Origin of the sequence: Pseudomonas azerbaijanorientalis (assembly GCF_019139795.1) — a bacterium.
Lineage (GTDB): Bacteria > Pseudomonadota > Gammaproteobacteria > Pseudomonadales > Pseudomonadaceae > Aquipseudomonas > Aquipseudomonas laurylsulfatiphila.
In genome coordinates this window covers 4787710-4808542 of the sequence record NZ_CP077078.1, presented here as the reverse complement: position 1 = coordinate 4808542, position 20833 = coordinate 4787710, and the positions used below count along the sequence as shown (strand labels likewise).

20 protein-coding genes are annotated in these 20833 nt (G+C 60.3%); 7 read left to right on the top strand and 13 right to left on the bottom strand.

What is annotated here, in order from left to right:
- The first annotated feature begins 154 nt into the window (after positions 1–154).
- Positions 155–547 carry a transcriptional regulator gene (locus tag KSS91_RS21410; protein ID WP_217836044.1) on the top strand — a complete coding sequence of 131 codons (393 nt, stop codon included), beginning with the start codon at positions 155–157 and terminating at the stop codon, positions 545–547.
- A 137-nt stretch (positions 548–684) separates the two neighbouring features.
- On the opposite strand, the gene KSS91_RS21405 is transcribed toward KSS91_RS21410, so the two are convergent.
- From KSS91_RS21405 to KSS91_RS21395, 3 genes are all read right to left on the bottom strand, one after another.
- The gene (locus tag KSS91_RS21405; protein ID WP_217836043.1) at positions 685–1554 is read right to left on the bottom strand and encodes a DUF6279 family lipoprotein; all 870 of its coding nucleotides are present in this window, start codon (positions 1552–1554) and stop codon (positions 685–687) included.
- 77 nt (positions 1555–1631) lie between these two features.
- Positions 1632–2354 carry a TorF family putative porin gene (locus KSS91_RS21400; protein WP_217836042.1) on the bottom strand — a complete coding sequence of 241 codons (723 nt, stop codon included), beginning with the start codon at positions 2352–2354 and terminating at the stop codon, positions 1632–1634.
- Positions 2355–2561: 207 nt separating this feature from the next.
- Positions 2562–2750, bottom strand: a complete 189-nt coding sequence (locus tag KSS91_RS21395) for a PFL_1563 family small protein (RefSeq protein WP_015096330.1) — start codon at positions 2748–2750, stop codon at positions 2562–2564.
- 351 nt (positions 2751–3101) lie between these two features.
- On the opposite strand from KSS91_RS21395, the gene KSS91_RS21390 reads away from it, so the two are divergent.
- Both KSS91_RS21390 and KSS91_RS21385 read left to right on the top strand, forming a co-directional pair.
- A complete protein-coding gene (locus KSS91_RS21390) occupies positions 3102–3938 on the top strand; it encodes a CvfB family protein (protein ID WP_007972500.1) in 837 nt (278 codons plus the stop codon).
- Between the two features lie 180 nt (positions 3939–4118).
- Positions 4119–5051, top strand: coding sequence for a DMT family transporter (locus tag KSS91_RS21385; protein WP_217836041.1), 933 nt, complete (start codon positions 4119–4121; stop codon positions 5049–5051).
- Here KSS91_RS21385 and KSS91_RS21380 read toward each other — a convergent pair.
- A complete protein-coding gene (locus tag KSS91_RS21380; protein WP_217836040.1) occupies positions 4996–6177 on the bottom strand; it encodes an MFS transporter in 1182 nt (393 codons plus the stop codon). The genes KSS91_RS21385 and KSS91_RS21380 overlap by 56 nt on opposite strands.
- Positions 6178–6281: 104 nt before the next feature.
- Here KSS91_RS21380 and ptrR point away from each other — a divergent pair, with 104 nt between their 5' ends.
- Together ptrR and KSS91_RS28525 are read left to right on the top strand one after the other, a co-directional pair.
- Complete coding sequence (gene ptrR, locus KSS91_RS21375; RefSeq protein WP_217836039.1) at positions 6282–7175, top strand: putrescine utilization regulator PtrR; 894 nt, start codon at positions 6282–6284, stop codon at positions 7173–7175.
- 135 nt (positions 7176–7310) lie between these two features.
- Complete coding sequence (locus tag KSS91_RS28525) at positions 7311–7439, top strand: PA1414 family protein (protein ID WP_263986899.1); 129 nt, start codon at positions 7311–7313, stop codon at positions 7437–7439.
- A 228-nt stretch (positions 7440–7667) separates the two neighbouring features.
- Here the strand turns inward: KSS91_RS28525 and KSS91_RS21370 are convergent, their stop codons facing one another.
- From KSS91_RS21370 to speB, 6 genes are all read right to left on the bottom strand, one after another.
- Positions 7668–7919, bottom strand: coding sequence for a phosphopantetheine-binding protein (locus KSS91_RS21370; protein ID WP_217836038.1), 252 nt, complete (start codon positions 7917–7919; stop codon positions 7668–7670).
- A gap of 55 nt (positions 7920–7974) precedes the next feature.
- A complete protein-coding gene (locus tag KSS91_RS21365; RefSeq protein WP_217836037.1) occupies positions 7975–8700 on the bottom strand; it encodes an MBL fold metallo-hydrolase in 726 nt (241 codons plus the stop codon).
- A gap of 86 nt (positions 8701–8786) precedes the next feature.
- A complete protein-coding gene (locus tag KSS91_RS21360; protein ID WP_217836036.1) occupies positions 8787–10166 on the bottom strand; it encodes a sodium:solute symporter family protein in 1380 nt (459 codons plus the stop codon).
- Positions 10167–10331: 165 nt separating this feature from the next.
- The gene (locus tag KSS91_RS21355; RefSeq protein WP_217836035.1) at positions 10332–11843 is read right to left on the bottom strand and encodes a purine-cytosine permease family protein; all 1512 of its coding nucleotides are present in this window, start codon (positions 11841–11843) and stop codon (positions 10332–10334) included.
- 54 nt (positions 11844–11897) lie between these two features.
- Positions 11898–12320 (bottom strand): YybH family protein, encoded by a 423-nt coding sequence (locus KSS91_RS21350; RefSeq protein ID WP_015096319.1) that lies wholly within the window; start codon positions 12318–12320, stop codon positions 11898–11900.
- A gap of 9 nt (positions 12321–12329) precedes the next feature.
- A complete protein-coding gene (gene speB / locus KSS91_RS21345) occupies positions 12330–13280 on the bottom strand; it encodes an agmatinase (protein WP_007972517.1) in 951 nt (316 codons plus the stop codon).
- Between the two features lie 347 nt (positions 13281–13627).
- Between speB and KSS91_RS21340 the strand changes: the two genes are divergently transcribed.
- Together KSS91_RS21340 and KSS91_RS21335 are read left to right on the top strand one after the other, a co-directional pair.
- Positions 13628–14521 (top strand): LysR family transcriptional regulator, encoded by an 894-nt coding sequence (locus tag KSS91_RS21340; protein WP_007972518.1) that lies wholly within the window; start codon positions 13628–13630, stop codon positions 14519–14521.
- A 4-nt stretch (positions 14522–14525) separates the two neighbouring features.
- Positions 14526–15122, top strand: a complete 597-nt coding sequence (locus KSS91_RS21335; protein WP_217836034.1) for a tRNA-uridine aminocarboxypropyltransferase — start codon at positions 14526–14528, stop codon at positions 15120–15122.
- A gap of 145 nt (positions 15123–15267) precedes the next feature.
- On the opposite strand, the gene KSS91_RS21330 is transcribed toward KSS91_RS21335, so the two are convergent.
- The 3 genes from KSS91_RS21330 to KSS91_RS21320 form a co-directional block, all read right to left on the bottom strand.
- Entirely contained in the window at positions 15268–16635 is a 1368-nt protein-coding gene (locus tag KSS91_RS21330; RefSeq protein WP_041474935.1) for an HlyD family type I secretion periplasmic adaptor subunit, read from the bottom strand.
- A 9-nt stretch (positions 16636–16644) separates the two neighbouring features.
- Positions 16645–18804, bottom strand: a complete 2160-nt coding sequence (locus tag KSS91_RS21325; protein WP_217836033.1) for a type I secretion system permease/ATPase — start codon at positions 18802–18804, stop codon at positions 16645–16647.
- 149 nt (positions 18805–18953) lie between these two features.
- Positions 18954–20312 (bottom strand): TolC family outer membrane protein, encoded by a 1359-nt coding sequence (locus KSS91_RS21320; protein WP_217836032.1) that lies wholly within the window; start codon positions 20310–20312, stop codon positions 18954–18956.
- Positions 20313–20833 lie beyond the last annotated feature (521 nt).

Here is a 20833-nt window from a genome sequence, read left to right as displayed (position 1 = left end):
GACTAGTCGTTTGGCTTGGGTGGAATTCGACATGCCGCCGGTCGGTCGTCAGCGAAAGGCCGTCTGAACGGCTGCCGGGCGCACCGGTCACAACCTGTAAGGCCCGTTCAATTGCACGGGCATCCATCGAACGGACACCGGAGGTTGAATCAGGATGACGACTTACAACTGGGACTTGATAGAGCGCTTGCTGCATGAAGCGCAAAACAGCGCGGGCCACAACTTCACGCCGCGGCCTTACGCCGAACAGCATGCGGCGCAGAAGGCCGCGGAAGGCGAGTCGATAGATAATCTTGATCACTTGAAAACGGTGGCTGGCGAGTACGAAAAGCTGCTGCTGATGCGTGGCTATATCGCGCCGCGACCGGAGGACGAAGGGGGTACGGGTGCCAATTACATTTTGACGGCGCGGGGTTCGTGCTTATTGAGCCTGCTCGACAGCAGTATTCCCGGTAATGATCACCCGCGGCAGGTGCTCGATGAACAGGAGGATGCGCTGGATGAGATAACGTTTGATCAGGTGGCGTCGAAGGCGCAGATTGCCTGAGATGCGGTTGTGCCTTTGTGGGAGCGGCGGTGCGACGATTCGACTTGCTCGCGAAAGCGGTCTGTCAGTCACATCCATGTTGGATGTGACGACGTCTTCGCGAGCAAGCCCGCTCCCACAGGGGACTTGTGTTGCACTTAGCCTTGTTTCGCCGCTTTCAGGCACTTCAAGTCGCTGAAGTCCTTCCTCACACCCTCGATTTTCTTCAGTAATCGTTCGCGCTGGCTCGGTGTGCTTGCAGCCATGAGATCCACGAACAACGAACGTGCCTGGGCCTCGGTGTTGGCAAAGGCCTGACGATAGGCGGGTGTCCACAAACTCTCGCGATTGATCAGAAGTGTCTCGATTCGTTGTGGGAATTGTGGACTCTGGCGTTGCGCGACGGCCGCGCTGAACTGTTTCTGCCAATGGACACGATTGGCCAGCCACTGCGTATTCTGATCACCCAAGGCCCTGGACCATGTGGTGACCCGTTGTTGCTGGGTGTTGCTCAGTGGGCCGAGCCAGTCGTTCAGGCGCCTCTCCATGCGCGCGCTGCGCTCCTTGATCTGCTGGTCGAGGGTGGGCTTGAGGTATTCCTCCTGGCGTTTGCGCCGGTCCTTGGCGAAGGCATCGTTCATTTCGGCGACTTGCTTGTCATCCAGCCCTTGCAGCAACTCGATGGCCGACGGGGTGATTTCCCGCGCGGTCTCGGCGATCGCCTGTTCGGCTTCGTGGGCGCGGGCCTGCAAGGCGGCATCGGTGACCTGGTTGGTCGCGATCATGGTTTGCAGGCGGTCCAGCCAGTCGAGATAGCCAGGCATTTGGGTGGTGCAGTGCCAGCTCAGGTGTTCCTTCAAGCGTTCGTCCAGCCAGCTTTTCTGCTCGCCGTTCATGTCCAGGTAGTCGCTGAGCGTCCACGGGATGATCACATCGAGATTGCGGTAGGCCAGGCCCACGCGGCTGCACGCGCCGAGGGCGAGGGTAACGGCCAACACAACGGCGATATGTTTGAGCCAGCGGGACATGGGCGAATCCTTGCGAAAGCCAGTCTTCGGGGTCTGATTCTCTTGTGAGCCCAGGAGGGGGCCGGCAGTTCAGCCGATCAATAGAACGCGTGTTCGGCCTTGAGCGTCACCAGCCCGTCGCATTGGCTGTTGTGCCCGGCATAGGCCGAGCAACCGCTGCCGCTCAGGCTGGAGTCACTGTAGATCAGGTCGAGGTCGATGCCCATGAACGGGCGGGACAATTTCAGCGACCAATCGGTAAAACTGCCTACATACCCGCCATCCACCGCCACTGGCGTATTGAATTGGTGGGTGGTGTATTTCAGGCTGATGCCGACACCGAACGGTTGATTGCCGCTCAAGTCAGCGAACAGCGTGTTGTTCTGTTTGTCCGGGTCGTTGCTGAAGGCTATGCCGAAACGGCTGCCGAGCAAGGTCAGGCCGCCGAACAGTTCCTGGCTGTCAGGGATGGTGACTTCGGGGTAGCTGTAGCGGATCAGGCCCACTTCGTAGCCGAGGGTTTGGTCGAAGGGTTGTTTAAAGCCCGCGTAGGAATCGATCTCGAGGTCTTTCCCCGGGCTGATGCCCATGCTGGGTGACCATTGGCCCACGTAGAAGCCGCTGTCGTGGCTCAGGTCCAGGCCTCCGTGGAACGAACCGACGGCCGAGGGTTTGACCAGGCCTTGGGCCATGCTGCGGGTGGGGGTGGTGCCGAGTTTGAGATCGAAGGCACCCAGTTCACGCTGAAAGATTTGTGCGTGTGCCGCGGAGCAAAGCAACAGACTGCCGAGCAATGCCGATAAACAGGAAGGTTTGAACATGCGTCACTCCATGAACAGCGAGGGCAGGCTGGCGAGCCCGCTAAAACGCTTGATCCAGACGCTTGCAAGGATACCGGCGAATGATCGGCAGCGAAGGCCGTTCGTCGATTTCCATGGATTTGAAGGGGGGCCGGAGGGAGTGACGAGGGTTCCAGTCCAAGCGCTTCGAGGCTCAAAGCGCTTTGGGACCAGGTGACGCGAGGGGGGTTACTTTTTGCCCAGGGTGATCTGCTTGGACGGGCCGAACGTCTGGCCGCTGACGCCTTTGGCAATTTGCTGGATTTCACCGCCGGACTTGAGGAACGCTGCGATCTGGCTGTTGATCGACTCGCTGGTTTCAACGGCTGGAGCTGGCTTTGCTTTGCTGGTGGATGCTTTTACGCGCATGGCGGCCATTAACCTGTAGAAAATTAACTTGGCCAAGCATCGTACAGGAATTACCTGATAATTGCTTGGCAAATATCCCCTCGCAATAATCGTGAGATCTGGATAATCAGTCCTCGGACAATATTCGAAATATGCGTCTAAGCCGCTGTTTTAAATAAGAACATGGCCTTGAAAAATACTGCGCCACGCTTGTGTGGGCATGACCTGAATGCCCGGATCGGTCTGACGAGCGGCCAGGCATGCGATGAAAGCCCGTGAAAATCAAGGCCTTCAGAGGATTTTCTCGTGCCACCGGGCCGGGGGCCGAACGCGGCGCTTAAAACCGGGTAGAATGCCGCCCACGCAATGAGGGTATTGGACATGGCTTTAGTCGGGCGTTACAACAGTTTGCAAGTGGTTAAACACACTAACTTCGGTTTATATCTGGACGGTGGCGCGGATGGCGAAATCCTTCTGCCAAATCGTTATATTCCAAAAGATATTCCTAGCGAAGATGAAGACTGGCTCAACGTTTTTATATATCTGGACAGCGATGACAAACTCATCGCCACTACTGAAAAGCCGAAAGTTCAAGTGGGTGAATTCGCCAGTTTGAAAGTTGTTGAAGTCAACAGCATCGGCGTATTCCTGGACTGGGGCTTGCCCAAGGACCTGTTGCTGCCGTTCTCCGAAGAGAAGCGTCAGATGACGGCGGGCGAGTATGTGGTGGTACACGTCTACCTCGACAAGCACACCCGCCGTATTACCGCGACCGCGCGCCTGGACCGCTACCTGGACAAGACCCCGGCCAACTACACGGCTGGCCAGGAAGTGGACTTGCTGGTGGCCGAAGCCACGGACATGGGCTTCAAGGCCATCATCAACAACAAGCATTGGGGCCTGATCCACAAGAACGAAATCTTCAAGTTCATGCGCGCCGGTAAAGAAGAAAAGGGTTTCATCAAGGAAGTTCGCGCCGACGGCAAGATCAGCCTGAGCCTGCAGCCGGTCGGCCAGGAAGCGGCCACCAGCCTGAACTCGAAGATCCTCGCCAAGTTGCGTGAAAACAACGGCACCCTGGCCGTGAGCGACAAGAGCGATCCGGCGTTGATCAGCAGTCTGTTCGGTGTCAGCAAGGGCAACTTCAAGAAGGCCATTGGCGCGTTGTACAAGAATGGCCAGATTGTCATTCATGCCGATCGTATCGATCTCAGTTGATCCCACTCTGCCCTTGTAGGAGCTGCCGAAGGCTGCGATCTTTTGATCCTTGAAATCACGATCGCAGCCTTTGACAGCTCCTACAGGGTTATTTTCCGACCTTCTGGTTGATAATCGACAGCCGGGGTTTTGCTTTTACTGCCGAGTCTTTGCCATGGATTGTGTCTTCGAGGTGTTCCGGTGAGCGTCACCCGGCGCAGTACCGACGGGTTTGCCCTGCAAGTGATGGTCGGATTGTGCCTGGTCTGGGGCGTTCAGCAGGTGATGATCAAGTGGGCGGCGGCCGATATCGCGCCGGTGATGCAGGCGGCCGGACGTTCCGGCATGTCGGCGTTGCTGGTCGGGCTGCTGATCTGCTGGAAGGGCGGCTGGAACCAGGTGAGTACGACCTGGCGCGGTGGTCTGCTGGCTGGCGCCTTGTTCGGCCTGGAGTTCTTCTTCATTTCCGAAGGCCTGCAACTGACCACGGCGGCGCACATGTCGGTGTTCCTCTACACTGCGCCGATCTTCACGGCATTGGGTGTGCACTGGTTATTGCCCAGTGAGCGTTTGCGACCCCTGCAATGGCTGGGGATTGTCCTGGCCTTTATCGGGATTGCCATCGCGTTTGCCGGCGGGGTGTCCTGGGACAATCTTGTTTACCGGATGTTGATGGGCGATGCCTTGGGGGTGCTGGCGGGGGCCGCCTGGGGCGCGACCACGGTGGTGGTGCGCGCCTCGCGCCTGTCGGAAGCACCGGTGACCCTGACGCTGTTCTATCAGTTGATTGTCGGTTTTTTCGGTTTGCTGTTGATCGCTCTGCTCAGCGGCCAGATCACCCATGTCAGCCTGACCACCGTGGCGGTCACCAGTGTGCTGTTTCAGGGCGTGGTTGTGTCGTTCTTCAGTTACCTGGTCTGGTTCTGGCTGTTGCGCCGATACCTGGCGGCGAACCTCGCGGTGTTTTCGTTCATGACGCCGTTGTTTGGCGTCACCTTTGGTGTCGTGCTGCTGGGCGAGGAGCTGAGCCTGAACTTCATCCTCGGCGCAGTGCTGGTGTTGGCGGGCATCACCTTTGTCAGCGCCGAGCAGTGGCTGCGCCGTCGTTTGCGCAAAGCTCTGGGGCAGCATTGACCGGCGCGAGCAACAGACCGCCGGCGATCAGCAAGCCGCAGCCGGCGACCACCAGTGCCGGCTGCAAGCCGCCACTGAAATGACTGCTGAGCGCCGCCAGCAATGGCCCGCTGAGCTGGCCCACGGCAAAGCAGGCCGTCAGCAGGCCGGCATTGCGTTGGGTGGCATGGGGGGCCAGATCCCGGGAACGCTGGATCACCAGTTGCATGCAGGCCAGGAACGGCGTGCCACACAGGATCACACCCAATGCCAGCCCCGGACCGTTGGCCAGCAGGCAGGCAAACACGCCCGCAGCTTGCAGCCATAACGTTGCCATCAACCAGCGCCGCGTTGCGCCCGCTTTTTGGCGACGCAAACTCATCAGCACCACACCCGTAGCCGCCGCAAGACCGAAGCACGGCCAGAACAGGTCGGCCTGCCATTGGCCATGGAATTGCGCATTGGCCATTTGCGACAGAAAGGTCGCCGGGATGATGTAGCCCAACCCGTACAAGCCGTAGATCAAGCCCAGGCGAGCGATGCCTTGAGTGCCCGCTGCGCTGGCGCCGGGTGCAGCGGTCGCGATTGCGCTCGCTTGCGGCAGGAACGGCAGAACCCCCAGCAGCATCGCCAGCCCTGCGGCGGCGTAAACCAGCCACAAGGTGGCGGAACTCTGGCCCAGCAGATTTGAGCCCAGGGCCAATAAGCCTGTGAGAAAAATCCCCAGGCCCGGTCCGGCGAAGACCAGAGCGCCGAGCCGGGGACGGCCGGCCGCTGCCGCGAGCGGCTGGCTCAGTGCGGTGATCATCACCAACACCCAGGCGCTGGCCACACCGGTACCGAAGCGCAGCAGCAGGTGCGACCAGAACCCGTTGGCCCAGAACGACGCCAGGGTCAGCAACACGCAGAGCCACAACCCGCCCAGCAGGCGCCGGCGCACTTGCGCGGGACGCCGGGAAAACATGGCGTCCACCGCGCCGATGAAATAACCGAGGTAGTTGGCGGCGGCAATCAGCCCGGCGGCGGTCAGGTCGATCTGACCTTCGCTGAGCAGGTGTGGCAGTTGCGGCGTCAGGGCAAAACGGCCGATGCCCATGGCCATCATCAGGGCAACGAAACTGGCGGATAAGCGAATCAGGGGAGACATGGTCTGGATACCGTTCAGAAGATCAATGACCGTCAGGCTAGGGCTGATTGACTTTCTTTAAAAATGAATAATAGTGAGTAACTTGTTCTTTTTTGGAGAATGTCGTGGAGTTCAGTCAATTACGCATCTTCCAGGCAGTGGCGCAGGAAGGGTCCATAACCCGGGCCGCCGAACGGCTGCATCGAGTGCCGTCGAACCTGTCGACCCGGCTCAAACAGCTGGAAGAGCAACTGGGTGTAGAGCTGTTCCTGCGCGAGCGTCAGCGCTTGCAGCTGTCGCCTGCGGGAAAAGTCCTGCTGGACTACACCGCCAGGTTGTTTGCCTTGCGCGACGAAGCCAGCGCGGCTGTGCAGGGCGGGCAACCGGCGGGCGACTTCGTGCTCGGCACCATGTACAGCACGGCCGCTATTCACCTGCCGGGGCTGTTGGCGCGCTATCACCGCTTGTATCCGGCGGTGAACCTGCAAGTGCAATCCGGTCCCAGCGGTGAATTGCTCGAAGGCCTGCTCACCGGTCGACTCGATGCGGCGCTGGTGGATGGCACTATGGAGCTGGCCGGGCTCGACGGTGTGCCCTTGTGCGACGAGCGCCTGGTGCTGATTAGCGAGGCCGATCATCCGCCCGTGCGCAGCGCGCTGGATGTGGAAGGTCGCGCGGTGTTCACCTTTCGCCAGGGCTGCTCCTACCGTATGCGCCTGGAGGCCTGGTTCGCCCATGACCATGCGGCGATGGGCCGGGCGATGGAGATCGAATCCTATCCGGGAATGCTTGCGTGTGTGATTGCCGGTTCCGGTGTGGCGCTGATGTCGGAGTCGATGCTCGCCAGCCTGCCGGGCCGCGAGAGTGTGGCCGTGCATCCGTTGGCCGAACCGTTTGCCAGCGCAACCACCTGGCTGATGTGGCGCAAGGGTATGGTCGGGGCCAACCTGAATGCCTGGATCGAGCAGCAGCAGGCGGTTTTTCCGCCGACACCGGTGCAGGCGCGGGAAATTGCCTGAACGCCGGCTGATTTTGATGGATTCAGTAACAGATCATTGCGACTTTGCACGAGCATTGCGTAGGACTTCGGACTATTATCAGTGCGAAGGGGCTACAGAATTTTGGCCGCTCGGCACTACCCTGAAGGGGGCACCATGAAAGAGAAAATCCAAAACTGGCTGCATGACCTGGGCGTGGCGCTCGGCCTGATCGAACCGCCAATGCAGCCTGTACCTGTTCGTACTGACGACGAGCAGCGTCGGCGCCAGCAGCGACGCCGGTAATGGCTCCGGATCGCTAGTGAGAGGGGCTTGCTGTGGCGAGGTAGCTTGCTGTGGCGAGGGGGCTTGCCCCCGTCCGGCTGCGAAGCAGTCGTAAATCGCCTGACGTGGTCCGCCAGATGTAACCGGGTTGAAGGGTTTTGGGCTGCTGCGCAGCCCAACGGGGGCAAGCCCCCTCGACACAGAACAGCATCCTGCCATTCAGTCCTGCAACATATTTGGCATTCAGCCTCAATGCCGTCCGATCTCCATCAAGAACCGGCTCAGATCATTCACCGTCCTGGCGGTCTTGAGCATCCGGTCTTCTTCCACGGTAAACGCCGTGACACCCAGTTCATCTTCCAGATGGAAGATCAGCTCTTCGATATCTTTTTTGTCCAATCCCAACTGCGCCAGACTGGCGTTGTCATCGAAGTCATCCCGGCCTTCGAGCAGGCGGCTGATGTAGCGATGTACGACAGCACGAAGGGCGGCTTCTTTCATGATCGTTCTTCGAGGAGGTGGGAGCAGTTCTCCCTGCCGTTGAGTACAGCAGGCTTTAGCCGTGTGAGCGCTGCCATTCGTCAATCATGCCGCGCAAATGCTCTCCGGAAAAACTGCCGAAATGCCCGCCATGCACCGTACGGATCGGCAGCTCATGCAGGCGTTGCAGGCTGCGTGCATAGTCCTCGAGGTTGGAATGGTAGGCGTCTTCGATCAGCGGCCCGTCGTAGATGATGTCCCCGCTGAACAAGGTCTCGGTGGCGGCTTCGTACAGGCAGATGCCACCCGGCGAGTGTCCCGGTGTGTGCACCACCTGCAACACGCGGTTGCCCAGGTCCAGCACATCTCCATCTTCGACAAAACCCGTGGCCGGCGCGGCCTTGACCCGGTATTCGGCGTAGCACAGCGGGCAATCGGGGTGCGCCTCGAACATGTCGTCGCCGACAAAGGCTTTGCTCAAGTCGTTGTCGCCATCCGGCGCGGCCAGAATGTCCGCCTCGGCCGGATGCACCAGGCGCTCGGCGAATTCGTGATGACCGGCGATGTGATCGAAATGGCAGTGGCTGGCCACGGCCACCAGCGGTCGCTCGGTGATCCATGGCAGTTGCTCGCGCAGGCTGACCAGGCCCGAGCCGCTGTCCAGCAGCAGGTCCTTGTCACGGCCCTGGATGTGCCAGAGGTTGCAGCGGTAGAAAGGCCGGATGTACGGCTCGTGAATCAGGCGGATGCCGTCGCTGAGATGTTTGACTTCGAACCACTGATCGCGGCTGACGATCTTCATGAGCAGTTTCCTTCAGACGAAAAAAAACGAGTGTGGCAACCGACGCCACACTCGTCGAAGAAAGCATCGAGTCGTTATGTTTCAGCTTAGGCGGCGCTCGCCACCACAGCCGGGCGACGGGACAGCAGGCTGACCAGCACGAAGCTCACCAGGCCTACACCGAGGCTGTAGTAGATCGGGGTGTTGGCATCCAGACCGTCCTTGAACATGAACAGCAGCGCGGTGGCAAAGCCCATGCCCATGCTGGCGATGGCGCCGGCGGTGGTGGCGCGTTTCCAGAAGATCGCGCCCATCAGCGGGATCAGCATGCCGCCCACCAACAGGTTGTAGGCCAGGGTCAGGGCGCTGATCACGTCGTTGACCACCAGGGCGATACCCAGCACCACAATACCGGTCAGCATAGTGACCAGACGGTTGAGGCCCAGGCTCGACTGTTTGCCGCCACGCAGTTTCGGCAGCAGGTCTTCGGTCAGGGTGGTGGCAGCGGCCAGCAGGCCGGCGCTGGCGGTGGACATCATGGCGGCCAGTGCGGCAGCGATCACCAGGCCACGGATACCGTCCGGCAGGGACAGTTTGACGATGGCGGCGAAGGCGTTGTTGACGTTGTCCAGATCCGGGATCAGTACGTGTGCAGCCATGCCGATCAGGGCGCAGGCCAGACCGTAGAGGATGCAGTAGATACCGGCAGCGGTACCGGCAACCTGAGCCACTTTGGCGGTCTTGACGGTGAACACCCGTTGCCAGATGTCCTGACCGATCAGGATGCCGAAGAAGTAGATCATGAAGTAGGTGATGATGGTGTCCCAGCCGATGGTGGTGAAGCTGAAGCTCGCCGCCGGCAGTTTCATTACCAGTTCATCCCAGCCGCCGACGCGGTACATGCAGATTGGCAGCAGGATGAACATCAGGCCCACGGTCTTGATCACGAACTGGACGATATCGGTCAGGGTCAGGGACCACATGCCGCCAATGGCCGAATAGATCACCACGACGCCACCGCCCAGCAATACCGAGATCCAGAACGGCAGGCCGAACAACACTTGCAGAACGGTGCCGATCGCCAGGATCGAGGTGACGCCGATCATCAGTGCGTAGGCCAGCATGATCACCGCGCTCGCGGAGCGGGCCATCGGGTTGTAGCGTTTTTCCAGCACCTGGGTAACGGTGTAGATCTTCAGTTTCAGCAGCGGTTTTGCGAGGAACAGGTTCAGCGCCACGATCCCGCAACCCAGCGCGGCACACAGCCAGAAGCCGGAGATGCCATGCACGTAGCCCAGACGCACGGTGCCCACGGTGGACGCGCCGCCCAGAACGGTGGCAGCCATGGTGCCCATGTACAGGCTTGGGCCGAGGTTACGACCGGCCACCAAAAAGTCTTCGTTGGTCTTGGCCTTGCGCATGCCGTAATAGCCAAGCAGCAACATCGCGGCGGCGTAGATGAGTACAACGAATAAATCCAAAGCCATTATGGCGTGTCTCCGATTGTCTTTTTTATGTGAAACAAAGGCGTTTCTGTGGGGCTGCTCTTTGTGGGAGCGGGCTTGCTCGCGAAAGCGGTCTGTCAGTCACATCAGTGTTGAATGTGCCGCCGTCTTCGCGAGCAAGCCCGCTCCCACAGGTCTTGTGTTACATCAGGCGACTTGACGCATCGCCGGATTAGCGAGCGAATCCGTGCTCTTGCTGCGAGGGTCGTTCGGGCCGAACACTTCGCGCGATTCCGGGAACAGGCTCAGCAGCACCAGGTACACCAGCGAGGCCAGGCCCAGGGTCACGGGCAGGCTGATATCGATACCACCGGCCAATTCGCCCAGCGGCCCGACAAACTGACCCGGCAGGTTCACGAAGCACAGGCCGACGGCCGCGCTCGGGATCCAGGCACCCAGGCCACGCCAGTTCCAGCCGTGGGTGAACCAGTAACGGCCACCTTTCTCGCCGCGGGTGAACACTTGCAGGTCATCCGGGCAGTAGAAGCCGCGACGCACCAGCAGGCCGATGATCATGATCACCATCCAGGGGGTGGTGCAGGTGATGATCAGCACGGCGAAGGTCGACACGCTCTGCACCAGGTTGGCCGCGAAGCGCCCGATGAAGATGAAGGCAATCGACATCACACCGATCAGCAGCGTTGCCTTGACCCGCGACAGTACCCGTGGGAATACGCTGGACATGTCCAGGCCGGTGCCGTACAGCGAAGTGGTGCCGGTGGACATGCCGCCGATCACCGCGATCAGGCACACCGGCAGGAAGAACCAGCTCGGCGATACCGCCAGCAGGCCGCCGACATAGTTGTTGGCCGCGATGTAGTCCGGTGCCTTGATCGCTACGATGGTGGCGGTGGTCAGGCCGAACAGGAACGGGATGAACGTTGCGATCTGCGAAATCACCACCGCCGCCATGATGCGGCGCTTGGAGGTGTCACGCGGAATGTAGCGCGACCAGTCGCCGAGGAACGCACCGAAAGAAATCGGGTTGCTCATGGCCACCAGTGCTGCACCGATGAAGGCGGCCCAGAAACCTGGCTGACCCATGTTCACCGTGCCGGCGTAGTTCACGTCGAAGGGACCGGCGAAGGCGAAGGCACCCAGCAGGAACAGCAGGCTGGCACTCCACACCGCGATCTTGTTGACCCACAGCAGGAAACGGAAGCCATAGATGCACACCGTCAGCACCAGGATCGCGAACAGACCGTAGGCAAGGCCCAGGGTCAGATCGGTTTCCGGCAGACCGACCAGGCGTTTGGCCCCACCGATCAGCGCATCACCCGAACTCCACACCGAGAGCGAGAAGAAGGCGATGGCGGTCAACAGCGACAGGAACGAACCGACGATCCGCCCATGCACGCCGAAGTGTGCACCGGAAGACACGGCGTTGTTGGTGCCGTTGATCGGGCCGAACAGGCCCATTGGCGCGAGGATCAGCGAACCCAGCAACACGCCCAGCACAATCGCCCAGACGCCCGCCTGGAAAGACAGGCCGAACAGTACCGGGAAACTGCCGAGAACGGCGGTTGCAAAGGTGTTGGAACCACCGAAGATCATCCGGAACAAGTCCGTCGGGCCTGCGGTGCGTTCGTTGTCCGGGATCTGTTCGACCCCGTGGGTTTCAATTTGCGTAAGGCTTTGGTCTTTGTTGTTGTTATTCATGATCTGCTCCGATCATAAAGGCGCGCTCATCGTGCGTGAGCGTCACCTGTTTGGCTAAGGGGGTGGCAGCCCTTCCGGCAAGGCGGACAAGTGTTCGTGACAGGCCAGCCATAGGCCTTGTTGTTCTTGGCCAGACGCTTGTTTCTTGAAAACAATCGTCTCGCGCTCCTGGCTGAAGTGCTGCTCCCCTTGCATGCGCAGCTCGGTGGCTACGTCATGGATGAAAATCGCCACGTCACCCTGCAGGCTGACGAAAGCGTTGCTCGAGGTGCACGAGAGCACCTCGAAGCCATCCTCGGCGCGCCAGCCGTCCCACATCGCCTGATAGGCGTCGCGCGACAGCAGGGGCTTTTCGAGGGTGTAGAAGACGAAGCTGGCTTCAAAGCTGAACGCGCCGAAGTAGGCTTCGCGATCGTTACGGGCAAAAGCGGACACCAGGTCGGCGGCGGCTTTGAGAACCTGATCGCGTTCATTCATGACCAACCCTCAGCGGTGGACTACGCCAGGCAGTACGCAGAGCATTTCGTACAGCAGGTTGGCGGCCAGCAGCGAGGTGTTGCCGGTGGTGTCGTAAGCGGGCGAGACTTCTACCAGATCGCAACCGACCAGGTCGAGGCCTTGGCAGCCACGAACGATCTCGATCGCCTGGATGGTGGTCAGGCCGCCGATTTCCGGGGTGCCGGTGCCTGGTGCCCAGGCCGGGTCGATACCGTCGATGTCGAAGCTCAGGTAGACAGGACCGCCACCGACTTTCTCGCGGACTTCAGCCATCAACGGCTCCAGCGATTTGTGCCAGCACTCTTCGGCCTGAACCACACGGAAGCCCTGGTTGCGGCTCCAGTTGAAGTCGTCAGCGGTGTAGCCCTGGGCGCGCAGGCCGATCTGCACCACGCGGTCCGGATCAATCAGGCCTTCTTCAACGGCGCGACGGAACGTGGTGCCGTGGGCGATTTTCTCGCCGAACATGTGATCGTTCACGTCAGCGTGAGCGTCGATGTGCACCAGGCCGACCTTGCCGTGCTTCTTGTGGATGGCACGCAGGATCGGCAGGGTGATGGTGTGGTCGCCGCCCAGGGTCAGGGGGATCACGTCGTGTTCGAGGATGTTGTCGTAGGACTCTTCGATGATCCGCACGGCATCGAGCAGGTTGAAGGTGTTGATCGCGATGTCGCCGATGTCGGCAACCGACAGCGAGTCGAACGGCGCAGCGCCAGTGGCCATGTTGTACGGGCGAATCATCACCGATTCAGCGCGGATTTCGCGAGGCCCGAAACGGGTGCCAGGGCGCAGTGAGGTACCGATGTCCAGCGGCACGCCAACGAAGGCAGCGTCCAGACCGGCAGCGGTATTCAAATGGGGGAGTCGCATCATGGTGGCGATGCCGCCGAAGCGCGGCATTTCGTTGCCGCCCAGTGGTTGGTGAAGAATCTTGTCCACGGGTAGGGCCTCATCGTCGTTGTTTTATTTATGTGGTTGCGCCGTTCACGGAAGTACGGGCGCACCTTGTGGCAACGATTCTGCGAAATGTAGTGGCCGGGAAGAATCGCTACGGGCAAATACTTAGTTCAGATTTTTCTAAACTAATTGATGTGGCAGCGATAGACTTCACGCCATACTCAGAACCCCTGATGCCTGGCAATCCAGGGGTGAGCACTGCAACCATTGTGGTAGCGGGCTTGCTCGCGAAGGCGTCGTATCAGTCGCCATCAATGTAAATAGATACACCGCTTTCGCGAGCAAGCCCGCTCCCACAGGGTTTGTGTTCCCTTCCACCGGAGCCCGACATGGCCAACGCTTTACCCGACCTGAAACTATTGCGCATCTTCGTCAGCGTGGTGCGTCACCAGGGCTTTGCCAACGCCCAGCAGGAGCTCAACCTCTCGACGTCAGCCATCAGCACCTACATGAGCCAGCTCGAAGCGGCCCTGGGCCTGGTGCTTTGCCATCGCGGTCGTGGCGGGTTCAGCCTGACCAGCAAGGGTGAGTTGTTCCATCAGGAAACCCTGCGTCTGTTGGGCGAACTCGAAGGCTTCGAGCAGTACGCCGCCGCCCTCAAGGGCGAGTTGCGCGGCACCTTGAACCTCGGGGTGATCGACTCCACCGTCAGCGACAAGGCCCTGCCGTTCGCCGAGGCCATCGGCGCCTACAGCCAGGAACACCCGGCCGTGCACTTGCACCTGTCGGTGATGAGCCCTTACGAACTGCAGCTCGGCGTGCAAGACAACCGTCTCGACCTGGCCATCGGTGCATTTTCCACGCGCATGAGCGGTCTGGTGTATATGCCGCTGTACCGTGAACAACACTGGTTGTACTGCAGCACGCGGCATCCGCTGTTCAACGAGCGGCGAATTCCCGAGCAGGTCATCACTCAGCAGCGCATGGTCGGCCGTGGCTACTGGAGCCAGGCCGAGCTGGCGCGTCACGGCTTCAAGCACAGCGCCGCGACCGTGGAAAGTATGGAAGCCCAACTGATTCTGGTGCTGTCGGGCGCCTACATCGGCTACCTGCCGGAGCACTACGCCCAGGCCTGGGCCGACAAGGGCGACTTGCGGGTGCTGCTGCCGGCGACCTTTGGTTATCAGGCGCCGTTCTCGATGATCGTGCGCCGGGGCCGTAGCCGCGAGCCACTGATCCAGACGTTCCGTGATTTGCTTAAAGCCCAACTGAATCAGGCCTGAGAAGATGTCCAGAATCCAATGCCCGCGCTGCCTGCGTCCGCAATCTCATTGCCTGTGCCCGTTGATCCCGAGCCTCGACAGCCGCACCCGGGTTTTGCTGTTGCAGCATCCGAGCGAAGTGAACCATGCGCTCAATACAGCGCGGTTGGCAGCGTTGGGCTTGAACAATGCCGAGTTGATCGTGGGCGAGGTGTTCGAGGATTTGCCGGTGTTGTTGAATCGTCCGGGATATACGGCGCGGTTGTTGTTTCCGGGCGAAGAAGCGCAGCCGATGAAAGCCTATGGCTGCTCTGATGAATCGATGTTGCTGGTCGTCCCGGATGGCACCTGGCGCAAGGCGCGCAAGATGCTGCACCTCAATCCGCTGCTGGCGGCGTTGCCGAGGGTAACGCTGGCCGAAGGCGGTGTGTCCCGTTATCGGCTGCGCAAGGCACCGGGACCGGGAGCGTTGTCGACAGTGGAGGCGATTGTGCAGGCGCTGGAAACCCTCGAAGCGCCGACTTCGTTTGCACCGTTGTTAAAGCCGTTTGAAGCGTTGATCGAGGGGCAGATTGCGGCGATGGGGGAGGAGGTTTACCAGCGTAATCATGCCGACAAGTGATCGGTGTATGTGCAGGCCTCTTCGCGGGCAAGCCCGCTCCCACAGTGTTCGTGTTGTACATAAAGTTTGCGAACGCCAATGAACCTGTGGGAGCGGGCTTGTCCGCGAAAGCGGCAGATCAGTCACAGCAGATTTTGGAGGCTGCCTACCTTTCCCGCATCGCCTCGGTCCGCGCCTTGAGCACCGGCTTAAGCAGATAATCCAGCACCGTTTTCTCCCCGGTAATAATGTCCACCGTTGCCACCATCCCCGGGATGATCAGCAGCGGTTTCACATCCCCGCCCAGATGGTTTTTGTCGGTGCGCACCTGAATCAGATAAAAGCTGTTGCCCTTGTCGTCGGTGATGGTGTCGGCGCCGATCAGCTCCAGCTTGGCGCTCAAGCCGCCGTAAATGGTGTAGTCGTAGGCACTGAACTTGACCATGGCTTTCTGGCCCGGATGCAGGAATGCAACGTCCTGCGGGCGGACCTTGGCTTCGATCAGCAGGTTGTCTTCCAGCGGCACGATTTCCACCATGTCACTGCCGGGCTGGACCACACCACCGATGGTGTTGACCTTCAGCACCTTGATGATGCCGTGCACCGGCGAGACCACGGTGGTGCGAGTCACGCGGTCGTCGATGGCGATGCTCGATGCCGTGATTTTCGACAGTTCGGTGCGTTTCTCGTTCAGCTCTTTGGCCGCTTCCGAGCGGAAGGTCTGTTCCGACTCGTCGATCTTGCTTTTGATCTCGTTGATCGCCGATTCCGCTCGGGGGATCGCCAGGGTGGTGGCGTTCAGCGAGCCGCGAATCTCCACGGCGCTGCGTTTGAGGCGCAGGATTTCCACCGGTGACACGGCACCGGTGCCCACCAGCGGCGTGGACATGTTCATCTCTTGTTGCAGGAGCGCCAGGCTGGAACTGAATTGACCCTGTTTCGAGCGGAACTCTGCCAGTTCCTGGGTCTTTTGCCGAAGTTGTTCGGACAGTGTGCGCTGCTCGCTCGCGAGTCGACGTTGCCGCTGTTCGTACAGCGAGCGCTCGTCTTCGGCCACTTGCGGCGCCTTGGCGATCACTTCTTCTGACAGTTTGAACGGCCGGCCTTCGGCTTCGGCTGAAAGCCGTTCGACCTGCGCGGTCAAGGCGTAGCGATCGGCTTCGCTTTCGCCCTTGTTCGACAGGTAGCGCGTGTCATCCAGGCGCAGCAAGGTGTCGCCCTTGTTCACCATCTGCCCTTCGCGCACAAAGATTTCGGTGACGATGCCGCCCTCGAGGTTCTGGATTACCTGGACCTTGCTCGACGGAATCGCCTTGCCTTCGCCCATGGTCACTTCCTGCAAGACGGCGAACTTGGCCCAGACCAGTGCGCAGATCAGCAGTGCAGCGGTCAGCCACACGGTGATCCGCGACCAGCGCGGCGAGTCCTGCAACGAGGCACCGGCGGTTTCCGGCATGAATTCGACTTCGGCGCTTTTGCCGAAGCTGTTGAAGTAGCCACGTCCTTTCGTTGTAACAGGCAGGTCAGCAGACATGGCCAACTCCTAGACGGCCGCAGAGCCGACACGGCCCTTGCGCAGTGCATCGATGACTGCTTCTTTCGGCCCGTCGGCGACGATCCGTCCGTTGTCCAACACCACCAGCCGATCCACCAGGCTCAGCATCGAGGTGCGGTGAGTCACCAGCAGCACGGTTTTGCCCTGGACCCAGCCGTGGAGTTTTTGCCGTAGAACGTCTTCGCTGCTGTTGTCCATGGCGCTGGTCGGTTCGTCGAGCAGCAGGATCGGCGGGTCGAGCAACAAGGCCCGGGCCAGCAAAACCGCCTGGCGCTGACCACCGGACAGCAACTGTCCGCGCTCGCCCACGGGCCGGTCGAAGCCTTGCGGGTGTTGCCGGGCCAGTTCGGTGACGCCGGTGAGTTCGGCCACTTCGAGCATGCGTGAGTCACTGATGTAGCGCGCGCCGAGGGTCAGGTTATCGCGCAGGCTGCCGGCCAGCAGCGGCAAGTCATGAGCGACGTAACCGATCTGATGGCGCAGGTCGGCGACGTCCAGCTGTCGCAAGTCCAGGCCATCGAGCAATAGCTGGCCTTCCTCCGGTTCGTAGAAACCCATCACCAGCCGCGCCAGGGTGCTTTTACCGGAACCGCTGCGACCGATAACGCCGATTCGCTCACCGGGTTTCACGCTGAAACTGACGTTGGCCAGCGCCGGGGTATTCTGGCCGTTGTAGTGGAAGGTCACGCCGACAACATCCAGCGCCCCTTGCAGTTGCGTGCGCTCCAGTGGCCGTTGTTTGGCGTCGCGCTCCTGGGGCAGGCCCATCAGCGCGTCGGTGCTTTTCATGGTCAGTTGCGCTTGCTGGTAGCGGGTGATCAGGCCGGCGATCTGTCCCAGTGGCGCCAGTACCCGACTGCCGAGCATGTAGCTGGCCACCAGGGCACCGACGCTGAGGTTACCGGCGATGATGCTGTAGACCCCGGCGACGATGGTCGCCATGCCGGACATCTGCTGGATGAACAGCGTGCCGTTGGTGGCCAGGGCCGAGAGGTTGCGCGCATGGCTGTCGAGGCGGGTGAGGGCGCCGTGGGTACTTTCCCATTTGTGCTGGCGTTCGCTTTCGGCGCTGCAGGCCTTGAGGGTTTCCAGGCCGCTGAGTGTTTCGATCAGCAACGCCTGGCGTTCGGCACCGAGGGTGAGGCTTTTCTGTACGGTGTCGCGCAGGCGGACCTGGATCACCATGGCGAAAATGATAGTGATGGGAAACGCCAGAATCGGAATCACCACCAGCCAGCCACCGAGCAGGCCGATCACCAGCAGCATCAGCAGGCAGAAGGGCAGGTCGATCAGGCTGGTGAGAGTCACGGCGGTGAGAAACTCCCGCAGGCCCTGGAAGTCATGAATGCTTTGGGCAAAACCACCGATGGTCGCCGGTCGCGCTTTCATCGCCATGCCGGTGATGCGCTCGAACAGGGTGGCCGACAGGATCACGTCGGTTTTCTTGCCGGCGGTATCCAGCAGGTGCGCGCGAACGACCCGCAGCACCAGTTCGAAAGCGGTGCCGATCAGCAGACCGATTGCCAGCACCCACAAGGTCGAAGTGGCCTGGTTCGGCACTACGCGGTCGTAGGTCTGCATCACGAACAGCGGCACCATCAGACCCAGCAGGTTGATCAGGAAACTCGCGAGGATCGCGTCGCTGTACAGCCATTTCGATAGCTTCAGCGTGTCGCGGAACCAAGCCTGGACCCGAGGCACCAGCGGCGAGCGCAAGTCTTCGAGTTCGTGGCGCGGCCGGGCAAACAGCGCCTGGCCACTGTAGTGTTCGGCCAGCTCTTCAGGGCTGAGCCATTGTTCGCCGCCGTCGGCTTCGCTGGGCAGGATCAGCACCTTGCCGTCCTCGGCATAACGACGCAGGACGGCCGTGCGGCCATTGTTGAGCAACAGCAGCACGGGCAGGTTGAGCGGCGAGATGTCCTTGAGGTCACGGCGCAGCAGGCGCGCCTGCAAACCGGCCCGGGCCGCTGCACGGGGCAGCAGGTCCAGGCTCAGGCGTTGGTGGGCCATGGGGAGCCCGGCACTGAGGCTGGCGCGACTGACCGTCGCGCCGTGGAGTTTGCAGAGGATCAGCAGACCATCCAGAAGCGGGTCATCGAAGCTCAGGCGCGGATCGACACCGGTGTTGCCGGGTTCCATGCTGGTCAAATTGATTGCTCCCGTTGCTCTGCGGCAATTGACAGATATCTGCATATCTCATTGTAGGAGCTGCCGCAGGCTGGGATCTTTTGATCGTGTTTGCTCAAAAGCAAAGTCAAAAGATCACAGCCTGCCGCAGTTCCCGCACGGGTACTTGGTTATTTCATTTCCGGCAGACGAGCTTCGTTTTTCACTTCGGTCTGGGCGATCGCGTCGGCGGGCAGTACGACCCGTTGTTTGCTCAACAACTGGCCCATGTTCGCCAGGATGCGGTACATCGAAAACTCTTCGGTGTAGCGCACTTCGGTGTAGCGGCGGTTGGCGTTGTAGAGTTCGTTTTCGCTGTCGAGCAGGTCAAGCAGGGTCCGCTGGCCGAGGCCGAACTGATCCTGATAGGCGATGCGTACGCGCTTGCTGGTGTCGGCGTATTCACGGGCGGTCGGGGTTTGTTTCTTGGCATTGACCATGGCGTTCCAGGCCAGGTGAATATTTTCGTTGAGCTGGCGCAGGGCATTGTTGCGAATGTCCATGGCCTGGTTGATCTTGTGCGCGTCGGAGGCCAGGCGCGCCTTGTCACTGCCGCCGCGGAACAGGTTGTAGTTCATTACCACGCCGACCCGCCACTCGTTGTCGTGGCCTTCGTCACCCTGCACGTTGTTGTTCGCGCCCACTGCCGCCTCGGCGTCGAGGCGTGGGTAGAAGGGCGACTTGGCAACTTCGTACTGGCTTTCGGCCGATTGCACGTCGGCCTGGGCGGATTTCAGGTACGGGTTGTTTTCCACCATGCTCTGCTGGGCTTCGGGCAGGGAGGTTGGGACTTCACCGCGAATCGACGGCGGGGTTTCGAGTTCATCGGGCATACGCCCGACAACGGCGTAAAAGTTGGACTCGGCGTCAGCCAGATCGACTTCGGCGGTGTCGAGGTTGTTTTCTGCCAGTGCCCGGCGAGCGCTGGACTGGTCGGCATCGGCGTTGCTACCCACGCCACGCTGGGTGCGCAGGCCGATCTGGTCGTTGACCCGCAAGTGCGCTTGCAGGTTGTTCTTGGCCAGGGTCACCAGTTCGCGGCGCTTGAGCACTTCGAGGTAGACCTCGGTGGTGCGCAGGGCCAGATCCTGAGCCGTACCCTGTGCGTAATAGGCTCGCGAGTTGACCACGCCTTTGGTGCGATCGACTTCATTGGCGGTGTTGAACCCGTCAAAAAGCATTTGCCGCAGGCGCAATTCCGACTGGGTGTAGTTGAGAATTTCGGTGTGGTGATTGCCGAGCGCCCGGGTATTGGTGTTATCGCTGTACCCGCGCCCGTAAGCGGCGTTCAGATCTACCGATGGATAAAAGCCCCCTTTCGCGACCTTCACGTCTTCGTCAGCCGACAGACGGCTGTCCACCCGGGATGCCAGTTCCGGGTGCGTCGCGATGGTGCTCTGGATTGCTTCGGTCAGCGTCATGGCCTGAGCCTGGGACGAGCAGGCAATGGCCAAAAGAACCGCGCTGCAGAGGGGGGTTAATAGGCGCATGTACATCTCCCTGATTCCTGATGGTGCTTATCAGTCGCCAATTATTTGACGGCATTTATAGGTAAAGTTGTTTCATCTCTTTAACAAAAGAGCTAAGAACATTCTGAAGCGTAGCTAAGAAATTTTTTTCATAACGGTTATGCCAAAAAAAACTTATGCGCTCTGCGAAATCCAGCACATTGTTCAATTCGAAAGCCCTTGTTTTATGAGCTCTGGGGCGCTCATCGGGGCTTGAGGAAAGTTCCAATCCACTTATCGACATAGAGCGGAGAAGTGCTGGAGGGGAGGGACGCTAGCGATCTGGAGGTGACGGTTTTTTGTCACCTTGGTGATTCAAGATCGTTACGCATCGTTCACAGGCAACGTTGTTGCGCACAGGGATCCGATGCCATTGATTGCAGAGGAGTTTTCCCCAAACCGTAAACAGCGCCGTGAGCGAATGGCTGGGCGAGATGTTGCCAGGGCCACGGCTTACTCAAGTAAACCGTGGCCCGGAACACGATCCGCCAGACAACCCGCTT